The sequence below is a fragment of the Neorhizobium sp. 05N33 genome (genome assembly GCF_056397445.1).
Map to the genome: position 1 here is coordinate 195,636 of NZ_JBFTNK010000004.1, position 19,507 is coordinate 215,142.

Sequence of the window (19,507 nt, forward strand, 5' to 3'; positions counted from 1 at the left end):
AAATTTAAATCGAGGTGAAACATGCCGGCAAGACCGAGCGACAGAATAGTGATCACCGGCATGGGCATGGTATCGCCTCTCGCCAGCGGCGTGGAAGCTACCTGGAAACGCCTGATCGAAGGCCGTTCCGGCCTGCGCCGGCTGTCCGACGAGATGGTGCCGGATATCGATGCCAAGGTCGGCGGCGTGGTGCCCGGGATCGACGAGGACGAGTTCGGTTTCAATATCGACCTTGCGGTGCCGCACAAGGAGCGCAAGAAGATGGACCGCTTCATCGCATTTGCGCTCGAAGCCTCACGGCAGGCGCTGGAGCAGTCCGGCTGGGTCGCCGACACCGATGACAAGCAGGACCGTACCGCGACGATCATCGCTTCGGGCATCGGCGGGTTCCATTCGATCGCCGAGGCGGTGCGCACGGTGGACGCCCGCGGCGCCGGCCGGCTTTCGCCCTTCACGGTCCCGTCCTTCCTCGTCAATCTCGCGGCCGGCCATGTCTCCATTCGTTATGGCTTCAAAGGCCCGATCGGCGCGCCGGTGACGGCTTGCGCGGCAAGCGTCCAGGCGATCGGCGACGGCGTGCGGATGATCAGGAGCGGCGAAGTCGATGTGGCGCTCTGCGGCGGCACCGAAGCCTGCATCAACCGCGTCGCACTTGGCGGATTTGCGGCGGCGCGCGGTCTTTCCACCGCGTTCAACGATACGCCTGAAAAGGCGTCGCGGCCGTTCGATGCCGCGCGCGACGGTTTCGTCATGGGCGAGGGCGCCGGCATCGTCGTTATCGAGACGCTTGAACACGCGCTGGCGCGCGGCGCGACCCCGCTTGCCGAAGTGGTCGGTTACGGCACCAGCGCCGATGCCTATCACCTGACTGCGGGTCCGGCCGATGGTTCCGGGGCGAAAAGGGCGGTCCAGCGGGCACTGCAGATGGCAGGCCTTCAACCCGAGGCGATCGGTTATCTCAATGCGCATGCCACATCGACACCGGTGGGTGACGCGGGCGAGCTCGCGGCGATCAAATCCGTCTTCGGCACCAATAACGGCCCGGCGATCTCCTCGACCAAGTCTGCGACCGGACATCTGCTCGGTGCAGCGGGCGGCTTAGAAGCGATTATCACCGCACTTGCGCTGCGCGACGGTATCTTGCCGCCGACCCTCAATCTCGAAGATCCCGATCCGCTCGCCGAAGGGCTCGATCTTATCGGTCCGCAGGCCCGTCGCGCAGAGGTCGAATACGCGCTGTCCAACGGTTTCGGCTTCGGCGGCGTCAATGCCAGCGTCATCCTGCGCCGCTTCGATGAAAACGCAATTTAGGGAGAATCGCCATGTCTGAAGTCGTCATCGTCCAGCCGCTGCGAACCGCGATAGGCAAATATAAAGGCTCGCTCGCCGGCATACCGGCCGTCGATCTCGGCGCTGCGGTCATCCGCGAGACGATCGCGCGCTCCGGCCTCAGCGCCGCCGAAGTGGCCTCGGTCACCATGGGCAATGTCGTCCAGGCCGGCAACAAAATGAACCCGGCGCGGCAGGCGGCGATCCATGGCGGCCTGCCGGTCTCGGTGCCGGCTGTCACGGTCAACCGCGTCTGCGGCTCGGGCGTCGAGGCGATCGCCAGTGCGGCGAAGGATATCTGGCTGGGCCACGCAAAAGCCGCCATTGCCGGCGGCATGGAGAACATGGACCGTGCGCCCTACCTGATGAGCGGCGGCCGCTGGGGTTATCGCATGGGTCATGCGGAGATTTTCGACAGCATGCTGCTCGACGGCCTTCACGACGCGTTTTCAGACAGACATTCCGGCTGGCATACCGAAGACATGATCGCCTCGCATCAGATCAGCCGCACGGATCAGGATCGCTGGGCGGCGCGTTCGCAGCAGCGTTTCAGCGCCGCGCAAGTGGAAGGCAAGTTTGCAGCCGAGATCGTTGGCATCGATCTTCCGGTGAAGGGCGGGGTCAAAAGTTTTGCGGCCGACGAAACGCCAAGGCCTGATACGACGATAGAGGCGCTTGCCAAGCTGAAGCCCGCCTTCCGTGATGATGGCACGATCACCGCCGGCAATGCACCCGGCCTCAACAGCGGTGCGGCGGCGATGATCGTCGCGGATCGGGCCTTTGCCGAAGCCAAGGGCCTGCGCCCGATGGCGCGGCTGGTATCCTATGGCGTCGCCGCGGTCGAACCCGGCATGTTCGCGCTCGGGCCGATCCCGGCCGTCAACCAGGCGCTGGAGCGCGCTGGCTGGACGATCGGCGATATCGAGCGGATCGAGATCAACGAGGCCTATGCGGCGGTGCCGCTCGCAGTCCTCAAAGGGCTCGGCCTGCCGGAGGATATTGCCAATGTCGAAGGCGGGGCGGTGGCGCACGGCCATCCGATCGGCGCGACCGGCGCTATCCTGACGACGCGGCTTCTGCATTCGATGCAACGCGACGGCCTGAAGCGCGGTATCGTCACTCTCTGCATCGGCGGCGGCCAGGGCATCGCGCTGGCGCTGGAAATGCTGTGATTGGCGCAACGAAAAGCGCGGCAAGAGGGATTGCTGCGCTTTCCGTCTATCCAGGCAGAGAGGACCTTTTCGGATAGAGCTTTGGTTTTCAGATTTCCACCACGACGTAGTCCTCATCGATCGAGACCGGAAAGGTCTCGGCCTGATAAGGACCTTCCGTCAGCGCACCGCCCTTGGCGACGGAAACGTCGAAACTCTTGACGCGGGTGCGTGCCGGGTCGCACCAGGATTTGCCGGTGCGGATGTCGAATTCCCAGCCGTGCCAGGGGCAACGGACGAGCTCTCCGTGCCGCGTCATGCGGACCTTTCCGGGCTCGTCCGCTTCGGCCAGCCCCACGACCTGGCCGCGGCAGAGGTCGGCGCCTTCGTGCGGGCAGCGATTGGCAATGGCGAAGAACTCACCCTTGACGTTGAAGAGGGCAATGTCGCGGCCTGCGACCTTCACCAGCTTGGACTTGCCGATGTCGACTTCCTCGACCTTGGCGATGACATGACGGGCCATTCTCTATTTCAATCCATCGATACTGATTGCGGTTCCGGAAGAGCTGATCTTGTCTTCAATTCAGGGCAGCCGGTAGACGCGCTTGGCATTATCGCGAAAGATCTGCGCGCGTTCCGTCGGCGACAGCGGCACTTTGAAGGCGTAGCGCGGGTCGTCGAAATCCCAGTGCGGATAATCGGTCGAGAACATCAACCGGTCGGCGCCGACCCAGCGCAGCGTGTCGAGCAGGTGGCGGTTGTTTTCCGGCTCCTCGATCGGCTGGGTGGTGAACCAGACATTCTCGCGGATATATTCGGACGGCGGCCGTTTCACATGCGGCACCTCGGAGCGCATCCGCTCCCACTGCTTGTCGAGCCGCCACATCAGCGGTGCCGCCCAGGCGAAACCGCCTTCGACGACAATCAGCTTCAGTTTGGGGAAGCGTTCGAAGACGCCCTCGAAGACCATGCTGGTGACGACGCTCTGCAGGCTGTGCGAGAAGGCGTAGTGCTCCTCGATGTAGAAATCCAACCAGCCGGCGCCACTATTGGTGTGCTGCCCGTAGGCGGCGGAGTGCATGCCGATCGGCATGTCATAATGTTCGGCAGCCTCGTAGATCGGCCAGTAGCGACGGCGGCCCGCCGGCTCGATGGTGCGCGGCGGAATGGCGATCTGGGCGAAACTCCGGTCGCCGATGCGCGCCTCGATTTCGGCAAGAGCCGCCGGCACGTCTTCCTGGGTGACGCAGATCGAGGCTTTCAGCCGCGGATCCGGGCCGGTCCATTTGTCCAGCTGCCAGTCGTTGACGGCGGCGCACATGGCCGCGCCGAGTTCCTGGTTCAGTGTCGAGGAACCGGCGGCCAAAGGTTGCAGGATGCCGTATTCGATGCCGAGCGGGTCGAGCAGCTGTTCCTGCAGATAGGCAAGGTCCGAGGCCGGCGGTCCGCCATTCGGCGGCCATGCGTCGCGGCGCATGCCGTTGCCGGGCGTCATGCGCGGATAGGGCAGGGTGCCGACCACCGGGTTGGCGCTGCGCTGGCCGTAATCGGCCAGATGGTCGCGCCAGCGGACGGGCAGGAATTTCGCAAGTTCCGCAGGCGAGCCGAAGGCCGGGTGGACGTCGCAATCGACGATCCCGAGCTTGGCCTCGGTTTTGGTGTCCTTGTCCAGAACGGCCTGATCCATGGCTTAGTCCTCCAGTCGCGGATAGGTGGCGAGTGCGTTCTCCCGAACCAGCCGGTCGATCAGGCGTTCCGGGAAACCGGCGGGGACCGCCGCCTCGCCTTCGAATTGCGCATGCGGATAGTCGGTCGAGAACAGCAGCATGTCGTCGCAATCGAGATGTTCGATGATGCGTTCCAGCTCCGCCGGGTCGCGCGGCGCGTCGAAAGGCTGGGTGGTCATGCGGATCTGGCGTCGAACGAGGGCCGACGGTGGCTCCTTGACCCAGGGGATCTCGATGCGGGCGCCGCGCCAGTCCTTGCTCATCCGCCACATCTGGCCGGGCAGCCACGAGACGCCGGATTCGATCAGCACGATCTTCATGTCGGGGAACTTGCCGAGCACGCCTTCGGAAACGAAACTGCCGACCTGGGCTGCAAAACCCTGGACCTGATGGACGTAATCCTCGGCGAGATAGGAGAGGAAACCGCTCTGGCTCGGCGCATGCCGATAGGCGCTGCCGGCATGTACGCCGAGCGCAAAACCGTGGCGCTGTGCGGCCTCGTAGACCGGCCAGTAGATGCGGCGGCCGAGCGGCATCTCGCCCATGCAGAGGGTCAGCACCTGCACGAAACGCTTGTCATCGGCAAAACGCTCGATCTCCTCGACGGCTGCTTCCGGGTTCTGCATCGGCAGGACGAGCGAGGCGCGCAGGCGCGGGTCGCGGTCGAGCCATTCCGCCTTCAGCCAATCGTTGGTGGCGCGGCAGACGGCGGTGGCGAGATAGGGATCGTAGATCGCATGCACGGCGGTGACGCAGTTGAGGATCGCGTATTTGAGACCGTAGGGATCGAGCAGGTTTTTCCGCAGCTTTTCGACGCCCTTGCCCTCCGTCGCCTTCCAGTCCTCCCGGAAGAACGGCTTGGTGCGGGTCGGGAAATTGGTGAGCTCGAGACGGTCGACATCGCGCGTCGTGACGATCTCGCGCCAGTAGTCGTCGAAATAGGGAAGAAGATCCTCGCGCCCCGGCGCGTCCGGATGAACGTCACAATCGATCGCGCCCAATTGCGAAAGCATAGAGCGCTGCTGGGTCACAGCAGTATCCACCGCTTAAAACCTCCCTTGTCTGTCGGTCCGGCCGCTCGTTTCGCGGCGGACCTGAACCTCACTCCCAGGCGGCGCGTCGACAGGCGACAGCCACCCTCGCATCAGCGATGCGTTTCCTCGATTTGGGAGGGTAAGCGGCACGGGGAGCCAAGAGAATATGCTTTTTCATCGTAGCGGCTTTCTCGATTCGAGAAAGCCAAAGGCCTTCCAGCTTTTCTTCCCAGGCAAAAGTGGCGCGCTCAAGCGGCGCGGTCGCCGATCACCAGAGCCGTGTGCATATGGATACGCAGCCATTCCATCAGCGCGCGCACGGTCGGTTTGCGCGCCTGGGTCTGGGGGATGAGCGCCTTCAGCCAGAGCTCCGCTACGGGAAAGTCGGGCAGCAACTCGATCAGCTTGCCGCTCCGGATCGATTCCTCCGCCACGTAATTCGCCACCATGGCGACGCCACGGCCTCGCAGCGCCAGGTCGTGCAGGATTTGGGTATCGTTGGCGCTGAAGGCGGAGCGCACCTCGACATCGATCGGGCCGCCGGGGCTCAGGAACGACCAGGTCGAGCCGGTCGCGTGGAAGGTAAGGCAGATATGATCGACGAGGTCGCGCGGATGTTTCGGCAGGCCGCGGTTTTCGAGATAGTCGGGAGCCGCGCAGAGTTTTCGCGGGTAAGGACAGAGCGGCTCGTCGATGACATTCGAATAGGAGGCGGGCAGGGCACCGAGCGCGATATCGTATCCCTCTTCCGCGGGATTGACCGAACGGTCGACCAGGGCAAGGTCCATGGTGACGTTCGGATTTTCCTGCTGGAAATCGCTGAGGATGCGGGCGAGGAAGGCGATCGTCACCGTCGTCGGCGCCTTGATCCTCAAATGACCCTCGATCCGCTGGGCGACCGCGGCCGCTCCGCTGATGGCATCGTCGATCTCCTTGACCAGCGATTGGTAGCGGGGCAGGTAACGTTCGCCGACCTCCGTCAGGATAATCTGGCGGGTCGAGCGGATGAAGAGTTTGACCCGCATCTGGTCTTCCAGCCGGCTGACGCGTTTCGTCACGACCGAGGGTGCGACGCCGAGATGACGGCCCGCCGCCGAAAAACTGCCGGACCGGGCAACCGCCAGAAACGTGCGGATATTGATAAGCGTATCCAATGTCTTAGGTCTCCCATGCCGCTCTGCCGAACGGCCCTCCGCGTAAACGGTAGCACAATTCATCTTTCTATTTTCGAGAAAAGTGAATGTAAAAAAATGGTGCTTTTCCCCTGCACGGGAAAAGGTCAATCTAACAGAGAGGGAATTCCGATGCCGGCTGGCGTCGCCGCGACCGGCAGGGAGAGCCGGCGCAGATCGGAGTTCAAAAAGGGAGTTTGCAGTTGGCCAAGGCCAATCCTGTCCGAACCGAAGGCCTGAATGCTCCGCATCATGCGGTGCTTATCAGGGACCTTGTCAATTGCAGGGCCCGCGCCAGATCGTTTCCGGAACGCCGGTGAGCGGTCGGGACTGAGCAGCTGTTCGGGAAAGCGCCGCCGCTTGCGGTGAAAAGGGAGATCGCGGTCGGTGGCCGCAGAAATTTTGAGCGTCGAGTGCCGGGATCGGGTCCCGGGCGCGATGCTCGATCGTCGGTTCCAGGGAGGAGAGACACGTGACGATAAACACATCCATGACTTCGGCCATTCAGAAGGCCTCGGCCATTCAAAAATGGTCGCGCCGGGTTTTCATGGCGGCTGCGGGCAGCCTTGCCATCTCGGCAGCGGCCGGCCTGCCTGCCTTCGCGCAGGATGCCGAGTGGCAGAAGGTGATCGACGCGGGCAAGAAGGAGGGCTCGCTCGTCCTTTATACCGCGCTCGTCGGCCAGCCGAGCACCAAGCAGATCGCCGAGGCCTTCACCAAGCAATACGGAATTTCGGTTGAGGTGCTGGAAGCGCGCGCCTCCGAAATCCGCGAACGCGTCCGGGTCGAGCAGGCCGCGGGCCGCTTCGCCGCCGACGTGATGTTCACCAGCGAAGGGCAGACCTTGCTCTACGACAAGGAGGACAAGTCCGTCGATCCGCTGCCGGTGACCCCGAATTCGCAGAAGATCGGCGACAAGTTCAAGCTCAAGGTGCCGATGGCCTCGGTCATGACCATTCCCTACGGGATCATGATCAATACCGGCCTCGTGAAGCCTGCGGACGAGCCGAAGAGCTGGAAAGACGTTGCCGATCCCAAGTGGCAGGGCAAGATCCTGTCCGACGATCCGCGCGCGATCGGTGCCGGATACCTCTGGTTCTTCTCGACCTATGACAAGATCGGCGAAGACTATGTGAAGAAGGTCGCGAGCCAGAAGCTCGTCTTCACCCGCGACCAGCGCGAATCGCAGCGCCGTACCGCACGCGGCGAATATTCGATCTACATGCCGGTGATCATGACCGATTTCTCGGATCTGAAGGGGCTGCCGGTCAAGTTCATCATTCCGGAGGAGGGCGTTCCCTACGTTCTTTACGGCAACGTCATGCTCAAGAAGGCTCCGCACCCGAACGCCGCCAAACTCTATCTCGATTTCATGCAAGGCCCGGTCGTGCAGAAAATCTATGCGAGCCTCGGCTACGGTCCCGTCCTTCCCGGCATGACCGAAGGCCTGCCGGCAGACGTCAAGGCGATTTCCGAAGCCAAGCTCTACGGCACCACGGACACGACCCGCCAGAACGAGATGCTGGCCAAGTCCAAGGACATCTTCAAGTAAGCCTCCCAGGCCGCTGCCGGTCCGATGTTCGGGCCGGCGGTGCCGTTTTTCATACCCGGAGCCGCGAGGATCCCATGACGATTATCCACAATCGCCCCCTAGACGACATCGCCGAAACTGCGCCGACGATTGCCGGCAATGCTTTCACGCGCGCCTTTTCGGGCGGATCGCTGTGGCGTCTGATCGGCATGCTGGTGCTGATCCTGATCCTTGGCTTCCTGACGATCTATCCGCTCGCCATGCTGCTTTATGGCAGCCTGCATTCGACGCCGCCCGGTATGGCCGGCGAGTTCAATCTCAATGGCTACCGGTCGATCATGACCACCCAGAACCTCATCGTTCTGGCCAACACGATCGGCATTTCGCTTGCGAAAACCATACCGTCGCTGACGATCGCGGTGTTTCTCGCCTGGATCGTGGCGCGCACAGACACGCCGTTCCGCGGCACGCTGGAAGTGCTGATCACGCTGCCGTTCTTCATTCCGCCGATCCTGACCGCGATGGCCTGGGGCATGCTGGCCAACCCGCAGGTGGGCGTCATCAACATGGTCTGGCGCTGGGCAACCGGGGCGACCGATCCGCTCGTCAACATCTATTCCTATGGTGGCGTCATCTGGCACATGTGCCAGTATTCGATCCCGTTCCTGTTCCTGTTCATGGTCGATGCCTTCCGGGCAATGGACCCGTCGCTCGAGGAATCGAGCCGCATGTGCGGCGCCTCGCGCTGGACGACTTTTCGCAAGATCACGCTGCTCCTGATGCTGCCGGTGCTGACCAGCTCCTTCATGCTGAGCTTCATCAAGGGTATAGAGACCTTCGAGTCGGCGCTGTTCTTCGGCCTGCCCGCAGGCATCAAGGTGATCACCACCGACATCTACGAGTCGATCAACCACCGCGCGACGCCCGACTACCAGTACGCGACGTCGCTTTCCTTCGCGATCATGGGGCTGATGTTCCTGCTCGTCATCTGGCAGTGGTGGATGCTGCGCGGCAAGAGTTTCCAGACCGTCACGGGCAAGGGGTTTCGCCCGAGCGTCATGGAGCTCGGCCCCTGGCGCTGGGTCACCTTCGCCTTCTGCGTGCTGTTCTTCTTCATCACGGTCGTGCTGCCGATCGGGCAGCTGATGCTCGGCTCGTTCTTCCGCTTCTTTGGCTTCTACACTTACGACATGCTGACGCTGGAGCATTACAGGGCCGTCTTCGCCAACAGCGAATTCTGGCGGGCGGTCCGCAATACGATGGTGCTCGGCCTGCTCGGCGCCACCGCGACCATGGCGCTCGGCGCGACCGTCGCTTACATCTCGGTGCGCACCCGCTGGCGCGGCCGCAACCTGATCGACAGCATGGCCTGGCTTCCGTGGATGATGCCGGGCATGGTGCTCGGCGTCGGTTTCCTCTGGGCATTTGCGATGCTTCCGGGACCGATCCCGATCTATGGCACCATCTGGGCGCTGCTGCTTGCCTACATCGCGCTCGGCACGCCGGTTTCCGTGCGGGTGATGACCGGTGCTTATCACCAGCTTTCCTATGACTTGGAAGAATGTTCGCGGGTTCACGGCGCGAGCTGGTTCCAGACCATGTGGCGGATCATGGTGGCGCTTGCCTGGCCGGCCTTCGCCGTCGGCTGGGTGCTGACCTTCTTCGGCATCATGCGCGAACTGTCGGCGTCGATCCTTCTCTATTCGGTGGGATCGGAAACGCTGGCGGTCGTGCTGATGAAGCTCTGGGCCAACGGCAATGCCGAACAGGTGAGCGTCATCGGCCTGATGATGATGCTTCTGGTCATCGTGTTCCGCTGGGTGCAGCTCAGTTTCATCAAATCACGCATCAGCAAGCTTTAGGCTTCACGCCCGGCGGCTGCGGCCGCCGGGCGATTTTTGGTTGTCGTTTAAGCGGATTCTGGCATCCGCTCCGAAAGGAAGAGAAATATGGCTTCGGTGACGCTCGAAAACGTGAGCCGCATGTATGGCGCGATAACGGCCGTGGACAACGTGAACCTGAAGATCAAGAGCGGCGAATTCGTCACGCTGCTCGGGCCGTCGGGCTGCGGCAAGACGACGACGCTGCGCATGGTGGCTGGGCTCGAAAAGAATACCGGCGGCCGCATCGCGATCGGCGACAATGTCGTGTCGGATTCGGAGAAGGGCTATTTTGTGCCCTCCGAACGCCGCCGTCTCGGCATGGTCTTCCAGTCCTATGCGATCTGGCCGCATATGACGGTGTTCGACAACGTCGCCTACCCCTTGCGCATCCGTCGCCGCCCGGACAAGGAAATCAACGATCGCGTCATGAACGCGCTGCGCCTCGTCGAGATGGAGCAATATGCCGAACGTCCGTCGCCGGCACTGTCCGGCGGCCAGCAGCAGCGCGTGGCGATCGCCCGTGCGCTGGTGTTCGAGCCGGAAGTGCTGCTGCTCGACGAGCCGCTTTCCAACCTCGACGCGCGCCTGCGCACCCAGATGGGCGACGATTTCCGGGCCCTCCAGCAGCGTCTGAAGATTACCGCGCTCTACGTCACCCACGACCAGGCGGAAGCCATGGCATTGTCCGACCGGGTCGTCGTCATGCATGGCGGCAAGATCCTGCAGGTCGGGGCGCCCGAAGAGATCTACCGCCGGCCGGAAAACCGGCAGGTGGCCGCCTTCTTCGGAACGCCCAATCTCCTGAACGCGACGGTCAAGGACTGCCGCCCGAACGGCGGGCAATATTACAAGCTCTCGGTCGAAGGCCAGGGCTGGTCCGGCGACTGTCATGCGGCAACCGAAATGCCGAAGGGCGCAGACGTCACGGTGATGGTTCGCCCGGAAAACCTGCATGTCCGGGATGCGGGCCAGGTGAACGGCGACCTGTCGTGGGCGGGCGAGGTTTCGCAGGCGATCTTCCGCGGCTCGCACCGCTCGATCATGGTCAAGACCCCGGCGCAGACCCTGCATGTCGAGGCCTCGTCGCTTTCCCATGTCGATATCGGCCGCCCGGTCACTGTCGCCGCACCCGTGGAGGCTGCCTGGGCGGTGCGGAACTGATCGTTCCGGGAGCAGGCCGAAATATGGAAAACTTGCGTTTTGTCGCAGATATTCAATATTGAAGCGATGTTCCGGTCGTCCTCTTCTCGTCCGGCGCGATCCGCATTTCGATATGGCGCAGGTGAGGTCCAAGCATGACCACAGGCATCCGAACTCAGAATCCTCCTGGGCCTGAGAAGCAGGAGACCCGCCAGCAGCACGTGATCGACAAGCTGAGGACCTGGGCGAGCGACGGCACGATCGATCCGCGCAAGAAACTCTCCGAATCCGGGCTTGCCGAGGCGCTCGGCGTGTCGCGAACGCCGATCCGGCATGCGCTGGCCGTGCTCGTCGAAGAGGGCGTGCTGCAGCGGGTCGGCGCCCGTGGCTACCGTGTCCGGGCCTACAAGGTTGCCGACGTGATCGAGGCGATCGAGCTGCGATCGATGATCGAAGGTTATGCGGCCAAGAAGATCGCCAGCGAAGGCCCGTCGCCGACGCTGGTGGCCGAACTCAAGGATTGCCTGCGGGAAGGTGACGATATCTTCGAGAATGGCGGCATCGACGATCCGGTCAACGAGGAACGTTATGCGGCGATGAACCTGCGTTTCCACACGCTGATCATCGAAGCCGGAGGCGGAAACCTGCTGCACCAACTCACCAGCCTTTTCGACCGGGTGCCGTTCGGCGCACCGGATTCGATCCGCTTCGACAACATCACCCGCAAGGAGCGGGCGCAGCATCTTCACTACGCGCACTGGCAGCACCATCACATGGTCTCGGCGCTGATCGCCCGCGACGGCGCCCGCGCCGAAAGCCTTTTTCGCGAGCATGGAGAAGGCGTGAAAATCAGCCTCGGCATCAGCAAGGGGCTTTTTGCGATCGACGGTTCGCGCATCCTGCCGATCTTCGACCTCGACAGTCCGGCGGGCCATATCAACGGCCTGATCCAAGACGAAAGCGAAGGCTAGGAACGCTTGCGGGCGCCGAAATAATTCCGCTTGGGATCCCAAAATGCCGATTTTGTTCGCGGATGGCGGCAATCCGGATCAAGTTTGTTTTTCTGCGCTGCACCAAATATCACCATATATTATGCAAACAGCGTAATTCTAATGGGCTGCCACGGCACTTTTGGCGACGAGGCTGAAATCTGGTATTGTATCCCAAAAATGATTGCTCTATGAATTGCTTCGACCGGGAGGAGGCCTCGATTTCCGCCGAGCCGTCGAGGCGAGGTTCGAGAACCGGGCTGTTGGGAGGAGATGGCGGGAGGAGACCGCTGACCCTCAATTGCATGAGACATCTTGAGACGATGCATATCGTATCCCGAACCGGCTTGGCTGGCGGGCGGCATGCAGGAGAGCAACCGAGGGAAGGTTAAGAAAATGCCGAAGAATCTGACCCAGATCCTGAAAGAGAAGGGCAATACTGTCGAGATGCTGCGCAATTCGCGCATCGGCATGTATATCTATCCGGTCGTCGCACCGGAGTTTTCGAACTGGCGCACCGAGCAGATGGCCTGGCGCCATTCGGCGGTCCTGTTCGACCAGTCCCACCACATGGACGAACTGATCGTCGAAGGCCCGGACGCGTCCAGGTTCCTGGAAAGCCTGGCGATCAACAGCTTTGCCAATTTCGGCGTCGACCGCGCCAAGCACTATGTTCCGGTGACGCCTGCCGGACACGTCATTGGCGACATGATCATCTTCCGCGAACGTGATGACAAGTTCGTGCTCGTCGGCCGTGCGCCGACCGCCAACTGGCTGCGCTACAACGCTTCGCTCGGCAAGCATGACGTCAAGCTTACCCACGACCCGCGTTCGCCTTCGCGCCCGGACGGCAAGGAAGTCAATCGCGTTCACTACCGCTTCCAGATCCAGGGCCCGGACGCTCCGAAGATCTTTGAAAAGATGAATGGCGGCCCGATCCCCGACATCAAGTTCTTCCATGTCGACTGGATCAATATCGGCTCCAAGAAGGTCCAGGCCCTGCGCCACGGCATGGCCGGTGCGCCCGGCCTTGAAGTCTGGGGACCTTATGCCGAAAAGGACGAAGTCCGCGAGATCATCGTCAAGGCCGCAAAGGATGCCGGCGTCGACCTCTATCTCGTCGGTGCGCGCGCCTATTCGACCAACACGCTGGAATCCGGCTGGATTCCGTCGCCGCTGCCGGGCATCTACACCGGCGCCGAACTGCAGGGCTATCGCGACTGGCTGACGGAAGACAGCTATGAAGCGACCGGTTCGATCGGCGGCAGCCTCGTCTCCGACAACATCGAAGACTACTACGTCAATCCGTACGAGCTCGGTTACGGCATCTACATCAAGTTTGACCACGACTTCGTCGGCCGCGAGGCGCTGGAAAAGATGAAGGGTCAGCCGCAGCGCAAGAAGGTCACCTTCGAGTGGAACGCGGAAGACGTGATGAAGGTCATCGCCTCGAACTTCGTCCCCGGCGGTGAGGCCTACAAGTGGATCGACCTGCCGCAGCCGAACTACGCATCTTCGAGCGCCGACAGGATCATGCATGGCGACAAGGTCGTCGGCATGTCGATGTTCAACGGCTACAGCTACAACGAACGCTGCATGCTGTCGCTCGGCATCGTCGATGCGGATGTCCAGGAAGGCGATGTCCTGACGCTGGTCTGGGGCGAACCGAACGGCGGCACGGGCAAGACCTCGATCGAAAAGGGCCACAAACAGGCCGAGATCCGCGTCCGCGTCTCGCCGACCCCCTATGCGGCCGAAGCCCGCGAAAACTATGCCGAAAGCTGGCGCACCAAGAAGGTCTGATATCCTCCCAGGATGTTGCATGAGAACGGCGCTTTCGGGCGCCGTTTTTCGTTTGGGGGGTCGCTTAGGATGCGCCGCCGCTGTGATGCTGACGGGGAGAACTTAGAACTCCCTCATTCCTGTGCTTGTCACAGGAATCCAGCCACCGCGCGTCTGCGCGGTGAAGAGAGTCCTTTGCGCTCAAAGACTTGAGCGCGCTGGATCCCTGTGACAAGCACAGGGATGAGGAGAGCAACGGCATCGTCTCTCACCCCTGATCCCCCATCTTCCCCGGATTCATGATCCCTAGCGGATCGAGCGCGGCCTTGATCTTCTTCATCACATCCACCGCCTTGCCGTGTTCCTTGCGCATGAATTTCAGCTTGGCAATGCCGATACCGTGTTCGCCGCTCGCCGTGCCGCCGACGGCGAGCGCCCGTTCGACGACGCGGTCGGCCATCTCGTCGGCCTCCTTGAGATGCTCCGGATTGTTTGGATCGATCAGGTAGGCGGTGTGGAAATTGCCGTCGCCGACATGGCCGATGATCTGGCCCTTGAGCGACGAGGCGTCGATGTCGGCGCGGGCGGCCACGATGCTTTCGGCAAGCCGCGAGATCGGCACGCAGATATCGCCGGTATAAAGATCGTAGCCCGGAATGATCGCCTTGGTCGCCCAGTAGAGATCGTGGCGGGCCTGCCAGAGTTTGGCGCGCTCGTCGGCATCCGCGGTCCAGCGGAAGGAGATCGCGTCATGGCCCTTGGTGATCTCCTCGACCAGCTGCGCCTGTTCCTTCACCCAGGCCTCGGTGCCGTGGAACTCGAAAAACAGGGTGGGGGCGACCGGCAGGCCGAGCTTCGAATAACTGTTGGTCGAGGCGATCGCCACCTCGTCCAGGAATTCGACGCGGGCGACCGGGATGCCGTATTGCACCGCCTCGATCACCGCCTCGACGGCATTGGCGACCGTCGGGAAGGCGCAGATGGCGGACGAAACGGCCTCCGGGATCGGATGCAGGCGGACGGTGAGTTCGGTGATGACGCCGAGCGTGCCTTCCGAGCCGACGAAGAGATGCGTCAGGTCGTAGCCCGACGAGGATTTTCTGGCCCGCGAGCCGGTCTGGATCGCTTCGCCGTCGGGTGTCACCACCCGGAGAGCCAGCACGTTTTCGCGCATCGTGCCGTAGCGGACCGAAGTGGTGCCACTGCCGCGGGTCGACGCCATGCCGCCGATCGAGGCGTCCGCGCCCGGATCGACCGAGAACATCAGACCGGTTTCGCGCAAGTCGACATTGAGCTGCTTGCGGGTGACGCCGGGCTGGACGACGGCCAGCAGGTCTTCCGGCCGGATCTCGAGGATCCTGTTCATCTCGCGGGTATCGAGTGAAATGCCGCCGCGGATCGGGATCGTATGGCCTTCCATCGAGGACCCCGCGCCGAAGGGCACGACCGGTACGCCATGCGCAGCACAGGCAGAAACGATCGCCCGGACCTCTTCTTCGGTGCGCGGAAATACGACAGCATCGGGCAGGTGAGGGGCAAGCCGCGACGTATCGTGGCTGTGATGTTCGCGAACGGAGGTCGATGTTACCAGCCTGTCGCCAAGCAAGCCCTTGAGTTGCGCAATCGCCTTGCTGACCGGCGTAACGAGATCATCCATGTGTTTTTCCTCCCCAATGTCCTGATGATGATTTGGATATCCGTGTCCCGGCTCAATCCGGGCGTGCCGACCAAGAGCGATCGGGTCGAGCTTCCGAGAAGAGCCGGCGTTCCGCTACACGGGTTTGAACGCCTACGCCGCATCCCAATCGATCGGCCGACGGATCCTCGCGGCCGAACGTTTTCTCCCGTAGACCCGATCTCCCGGTTCCACTCCGCCGCCGCATTCCATCCTCCATGTATGCATGGCAGGCGCGTCGCGACATTCTAGACGGTTTGAAGCCGGGTTAAAGAGCCTGCGGGAAAAATCTCAGGCAGCCTGAGTTTTTGTATCCCAAAAGGAAATGGATGCTTGTCGTTCCGGCCCGGATGTGTTGAAATTCGGATGCTCGGGTAGGGGATGTCAGGAGGAGGACGTCACCTTGGGAGACCGGGCGTGGGAGAAAATCAGTGTATACACGACTGTTCAGCACAGTTGCGGCTGCCGTGGACACGGCAGGTTTGGTTTCGGCCGCGGAGATGGCGCAGCCTGATCTCCGCAGGTCCTTTGACGCATCGCTGGCAGGCGGGCTTTCCGCATCCGGCAGTTGCGTCCCTTCACGGAATTTCCGACGACCTCGTCAGTCCGCCAGCGAGCTAAGTCTCCACGCGGATTGACAGCGATATTCGCCGGCCGGAACGGGAAGGGAGCCCTCCGGTCTCTGATCTCAAAGGGAGGAGAAATACATGAAACTGAAGGCATTGCTCGCTTCGGCCTGCCTCGCGGCACTGGCCGCGTCCGCGCCGACCACTGCTGCTCAGGCCGCTGACGTCGAATTGACGCTGTCGCACTGGGTGCCCGCCACTCATGCGCTGCAGCCGGGTGGCATGGAAATCTGGGCGAAATCGATCAGCGACGCATCCAACGGCCGCATCAAGATCACCATCTATCCGGCCTCGCAGCTCGGAGCGGCTGCGGACCATTACGACATGGCGCGAGACGGCATCGTCGACATCGGTTTCATCAATCCGGGCTATCAGCCGGGCCGTTTCCCGATCATCGCGGCGGGCGAAATCCCGTTCCTGATCTCGAACGCCAAGGGCGGTTCGCGGGCGTTCGACGAGTGGTACACGCAATATGCCGCCAAGGAGATGAAGGACGTCCAGTTCTGCATGGCGATCGTCCATGATCCGGGCACGCTGCATGGGACCAAGGGGCCGATCGAGGTTCCGACCGATCTCAAGGGCAAGAACATCCGCCCCGCGCATGCCACCATGGCGCGGCTGGTCAATTCGCTGGGCGCGGCCTCCGTTCAGGTGCCGGCCGGCGACATGCGCGAACTGATCTCCAAGGGCGCCGCCGACATGACGGCGTCGCCGTGGAACTCGATCTACACCTTCGGCCTGCAGGACGTCACCAAGCATCACCTCGATCTGCCCTTCTATGTGACGACCTTCGCCTTCGTGATGAACAAGGCCAAGATCGACAGCCTGTCGCCTGCCGATCGCAAGGTGATCAACGACCACTGCACGCCGGATTGGGCGGAGAAGATGGCGTCCAAATGGGCGGATGCGGAAGCCGCCGGCCGCCAGAAGATGATCGATGCCGGCGGCCACACCATGTACAAGCCGACGCCTGACGAGGTCGGCCTCTGGAAGAAGGCGACAGCCTCGCTGCAGGGCGAATGGGAAGCCTCCGCGACCAAGGCCGGTGTCGACGCCAAGGCTGCCTGGGCAGGCCTCGGCGAGACGCTGAAGAAGTACAATGCCGACGTGAAGTGAGGATTTCTTAAGCGTCGAACCGGGCGGGCGCTTCGGCGTCTGCCCTTCCTGCCATCCGAATTTCGAGCTCAGACATGACCCGATATCTCGAGCGCTTCACCGAAGCAGTCGATATGATCGCCGGCCTTCTCTTAGGCCTGTGCACGATCCTGATCGTCGTCTCCACCATCGGCCGCTATATCTTTTCCTGGGCGGTCCCCGACAGTTTCGACCTGTCCCGTTACCTGATCGGCGCCTGCATGATGTGGGGTTTTGCCTCGATCGGTTATCGCGGCGGCCATATCGCCGTCGATCTGCTCTATGAGCCGCTCGGGTCGAAGGGGCGCCGGGTCCTCGATTTTATCGCCTGGAGCACGCTGCTCGCCTTCACGGCCATGCTCGCGTATATGATGTTTTTCCGCCTGACGAGCGCCTATAACAGCCAGGAAACGACCTTCGACCTGCGCATTCCAGTCTGGCCGCTGATCGGCCTGATCTGGCTCGGCTGCGCCTCGGCCGTCATCACTACCGCCGTCGTGCCCTTCCTGCGGCGCGAGGCCGAGGAACCCAATCCGCTCGAGGGGCATGGCGTATGAACACCGCTGATCTCGTTGCTATTGGCGGCTTCGTCGCCATGTTCGTCTTGATGGGGCTGCGCGTGCCGCTCGGTGTGTCGATGGGCCTCGTCGGCGTCTTCGGCTTTGCGGCGATGCGCGGCCTCTCGCCGGCGCTCAATCTTTTAACCACCTCGCCGATCCGGGTCATTACCGACTTCAACCTGACGCTGGTGCCGTTCTTCATCCTGATGGGTGTGTTCGCCACCAATTCCGGCATGTCCCGGGAATTGTTCAGGACCGGCAATGCCTGGCTCGGACAGTTCCGCGGCGGGCTGGCGCTCTCGACGATCGCGGCCTGTGCCGGATTTGCCGCGATCTGCGGCAGTTCGATCGCGACTGCCGCCACTATGACCCGCGTGGCGCTTCCGGAAATGCGCAAGGCCGGTTATGCCGATGCCACCTCCACCGGCGTCATCGCCGCCGGCGGCACGCTCGGCATTCTTATCCCGCCCTCGGTGATGATGGTCGTCTATGCATTCCTCACCGAGACGGATGTCGGCCAGTTGCTGATGGCCGGCGTCGTGCCCGGCATTCTGGCGACGCTGATGTACATGGCGACCGTGCTGATCGCCCATGGTAAGCGCCTGCCGCCCGGCACCAAGTTCGATCTGAGGGAAGCTCTGACCTCCCTTCGGGACGTCTGGGCGGTGCTGGTCCTGTTCCTCGCCGTCATCGGCGTCATCTATCTGGGCGTCGCGACGGCCACGGAAGCAGCGGCGGTCGGGGCGATGCTGACGATGATCATCGGCATCCTGCGCGGACGGCTGGGTTTGAAGCTGATCATGCAGAGCCTCGTCGAGTCGCTCCGCACCTCCGTGTCGCTGTTCAGCGTGCTGATCGGCGCCATCCTGTTCGGTTATTTCCTGGCGATCACCCAGTCGCCGCAGAAGCTGACGGCCTTCCTGGTCGGCATGGATCTCGGCCCCTACGGCACGCTGACGCTGATCCTGGTGATCTTTTTCATCGCCGGCGCTCTCATGGACGAGATGGCGATGATCATCCTGCTTGTACCGATCGTCTTTCCGGTCATCACCCATCTCGGTTTCGACCCGATCTGGTTCGGCGTCATCATCGTGGTCTCCTGCGAACTCGGGATGATCACCCCGCCGGTCGGGATCAACGTCTTCGTCATCAACTCGATCGCCAAGGACGTGAAGATCACCACGATCTATGGAGGGGTGATGCCGTTCATCCTGACGGACATCATTCGACTCATCCTGCTCGTTCTCTTCCCGGCGATCGCGCTGTGGCTGCCGACGACGATGCGATAGGAGGATAGGATGAAGGCTCCGGGTCTGAGACGACTTTGCGAAATCCGCGCCGAGCTCGGCGCACCGATCGAGAAGGGAGGCGGTCCGGGCGGCCGCTGGCGGATCATCCCGATCATCGGCGGCGTGGTCGAGGGGGAGCGCCTTTCCCGGCGCGTCCTCAATCTCGGCGCGGACTGGCAGAGCGTCTATGACGCCGGTTATGCGGAACTCGACACGCGCTACGTGATCGAGACCCATGACGGAGCGATGATCGACATCCGCAATTTCGGTTTCCGGCATGGACCGCCGGAGGTGCTGGCGAAGCTTGCGGCGGGCGAGACGGTCGATCCGGCGCTCTATTACATGCGCACCAGCCCGCGCCTGCAGACCGGCGATCCAAGATACGCCTGGCTCAACCACACCATGTTCATCGGCACCGGCGAGCGTTTGGCAAACGCGGTCAGGATCGGGGTTTTCGAAGTGCTCTGATCCACCAGACATTTCGA

Annotated in this window: 16 protein-coding genes; 11 read left to right on the top strand and 5 right to left on the bottom strand. The window is 62.4% G+C overall.

Annotated features, from left to right (window positions below; all coding sequences use genetic code 11):
- Positions 1-21: 21 nt before the first annotated feature.
- Both fabF and AC1DLT_RS13410 read left to right on the top strand, forming a co-directional pair.
- Positions 22-1,311: a beta-ketoacyl-ACP synthase II gene (fabF, locus tag AC1DLT_RS13405; protein ID WP_477487039.1), complete on the top strand. Its 1,290-nt coding sequence runs from the start codon at positions 22-24 to the stop codon at positions 1,309-1,311.
- 11 nt (positions 1,312-1,322) lie between these two features.
- A complete protein-coding gene (locus AC1DLT_RS13410; protein WP_477487040.1) occupies positions 1,323-2,501 on the top strand; it encodes a thiolase family protein in 1,179 nt (392 codons plus the stop codon).
- Between the two features lie 88 nt (positions 2,502-2,589).
- Here AC1DLT_RS13410 and AC1DLT_RS13415 read toward each other — a convergent pair whose 3' ends face one another.
- The 4 genes from AC1DLT_RS13415 to AC1DLT_RS13430 all read right to left on the bottom strand — a co-directional run bounded on the left by AC1DLT_RS13415 (position 2,590) and on the right by AC1DLT_RS13430 (position 6,395).
- A complete protein-coding gene (locus AC1DLT_RS13415) occupies positions 2,590-3,003 on the bottom strand; it encodes a Rieske (2Fe-2S) protein (protein WP_046604066.1) in 414 nt (137 codons plus the stop codon).
- A gap of 60 nt (positions 3,004-3,063) precedes the next feature.
- Positions 3,064-4,167 carry an amidohydrolase family protein gene (locus tag AC1DLT_RS13420; RefSeq protein ID WP_477487041.1) on the bottom strand — a complete coding sequence of 368 codons (1,104 nt, stop codon included), beginning with the start codon at positions 4,165-4,167 and terminating at the stop codon, positions 3,064-3,066.
- A 3-nt stretch (positions 4,168-4,170) separates the two neighbouring features.
- A complete protein-coding gene (locus AC1DLT_RS13425) occupies positions 4,171-5,250 on the bottom strand; it encodes an amidohydrolase family protein (RefSeq protein WP_477487042.1) in 1,080 nt (359 codons plus the stop codon).
- Between the two features lie 239 nt (positions 5,251-5,489).
- A complete protein-coding gene (locus AC1DLT_RS13430; protein WP_038543676.1) occupies positions 5,490-6,395 on the bottom strand; it encodes a LysR family transcriptional regulator in 906 nt (301 codons plus the stop codon).
- A gap of 490 nt (positions 6,396-6,885) precedes the next feature.
- On the opposite strand from AC1DLT_RS13430, the gene AC1DLT_RS13435 reads away from it, so the two are divergent.
- The 5 genes from AC1DLT_RS13435 to ligM all read left to right on the top strand — a co-directional run bounded on the left by AC1DLT_RS13435 (position 6,886) and on the right by ligM (position 13,759).
- Positions 6,886-7,965 (top strand): ABC transporter substrate-binding protein, encoded by a 1,080-nt coding sequence (locus AC1DLT_RS13435; RefSeq protein ID WP_477487043.1) that lies wholly within the window; start codon positions 6,886-6,888, stop codon positions 7,963-7,965.
- Positions 7,966-8,039: 74 nt separating this feature from the next.
- Complete coding sequence (locus tag AC1DLT_RS13440; protein WP_477487044.1) at positions 8,040-9,806, top strand: ABC transporter permease; 1,767 nt, start codon at positions 8,040-8,042, stop codon at positions 9,804-9,806.
- Between the two features lie 87 nt (positions 9,807-9,893).
- A complete protein-coding gene (locus tag AC1DLT_RS13445) occupies positions 9,894-10,988 on the top strand; it encodes an ABC transporter ATP-binding protein (RefSeq protein ID WP_477487045.1) in 1,095 nt (364 codons plus the stop codon).
- A 134-nt stretch (positions 10,989-11,122) separates the two neighbouring features.
- On the top strand, positions 11,123-11,938 hold the full coding sequence (locus AC1DLT_RS13450; protein ID WP_477487046.1) for a GntR family transcriptional regulator: 816 nt from the start codon (positions 11,123-11,125) through the stop codon (positions 11,936-11,938).
- Positions 11,939-12,352: 414 nt separating this feature from the next.
- Positions 12,353-13,759, top strand: a complete 1,407-nt coding sequence (gene ligM, locus AC1DLT_RS13455) for a vanillate/3-O-methylgallate O-demethylase (RefSeq protein WP_477487047.1) — start codon at positions 12,353-12,355, stop codon at positions 13,757-13,759.
- A 247-nt stretch (positions 13,760-14,006) separates the two neighbouring features.
- On the opposite strand, the gene AC1DLT_RS13460 is transcribed toward ligM, so the two are convergent.
- A complete protein-coding gene (locus AC1DLT_RS13460; protein WP_477487048.1) occupies positions 14,007-15,395 on the bottom strand; it encodes an FAD-binding oxidoreductase in 1,389 nt (462 codons plus the stop codon).
- Between the two features lie 725 nt (positions 15,396-16,120).
- On the opposite strand from AC1DLT_RS13460, the gene AC1DLT_RS13465 reads away from it, so the two are divergent.
- The 4 genes from AC1DLT_RS13465 (at position 16,121) to AC1DLT_RS13480 (ending at position 19,490) form a co-directional block, all read left to right on the top strand.
- Positions 16,121-17,155 carry a TRAP transporter substrate-binding protein gene (locus tag AC1DLT_RS13465; protein WP_477487049.1) on the top strand — a complete coding sequence of 345 codons (1,035 nt, stop codon included), beginning with the start codon at positions 16,121-16,123 and terminating at the stop codon, positions 17,153-17,155.
- Between the two features lie 74 nt (positions 17,156-17,229).
- Positions 17,230-17,730 (top strand): TRAP transporter small permease, encoded by a 501-nt coding sequence (locus tag AC1DLT_RS13470; RefSeq protein WP_477487050.1) that lies wholly within the window; start codon positions 17,230-17,232, stop codon positions 17,728-17,730.
- Complete coding sequence (locus AC1DLT_RS13475; protein ID WP_477487051.1) at positions 17,727-19,022, top strand: TRAP transporter large permease; 1,296 nt, start codon at positions 17,727-17,729, stop codon at positions 19,020-19,022. Before AC1DLT_RS13470 ends, AC1DLT_RS13475 begins: the two co-directional genes overlap by 4 nt.
- Positions 19,023-19,031: 9 nt before the next feature.
- Entirely contained in the window at positions 19,032-19,490 is a 459-nt protein-coding gene (locus AC1DLT_RS13480) for a DUF3237 domain-containing protein (RefSeq protein ID WP_477487052.1), read from the top strand.
- Positions 19,491-19,507 lie beyond the last annotated feature (17 nt).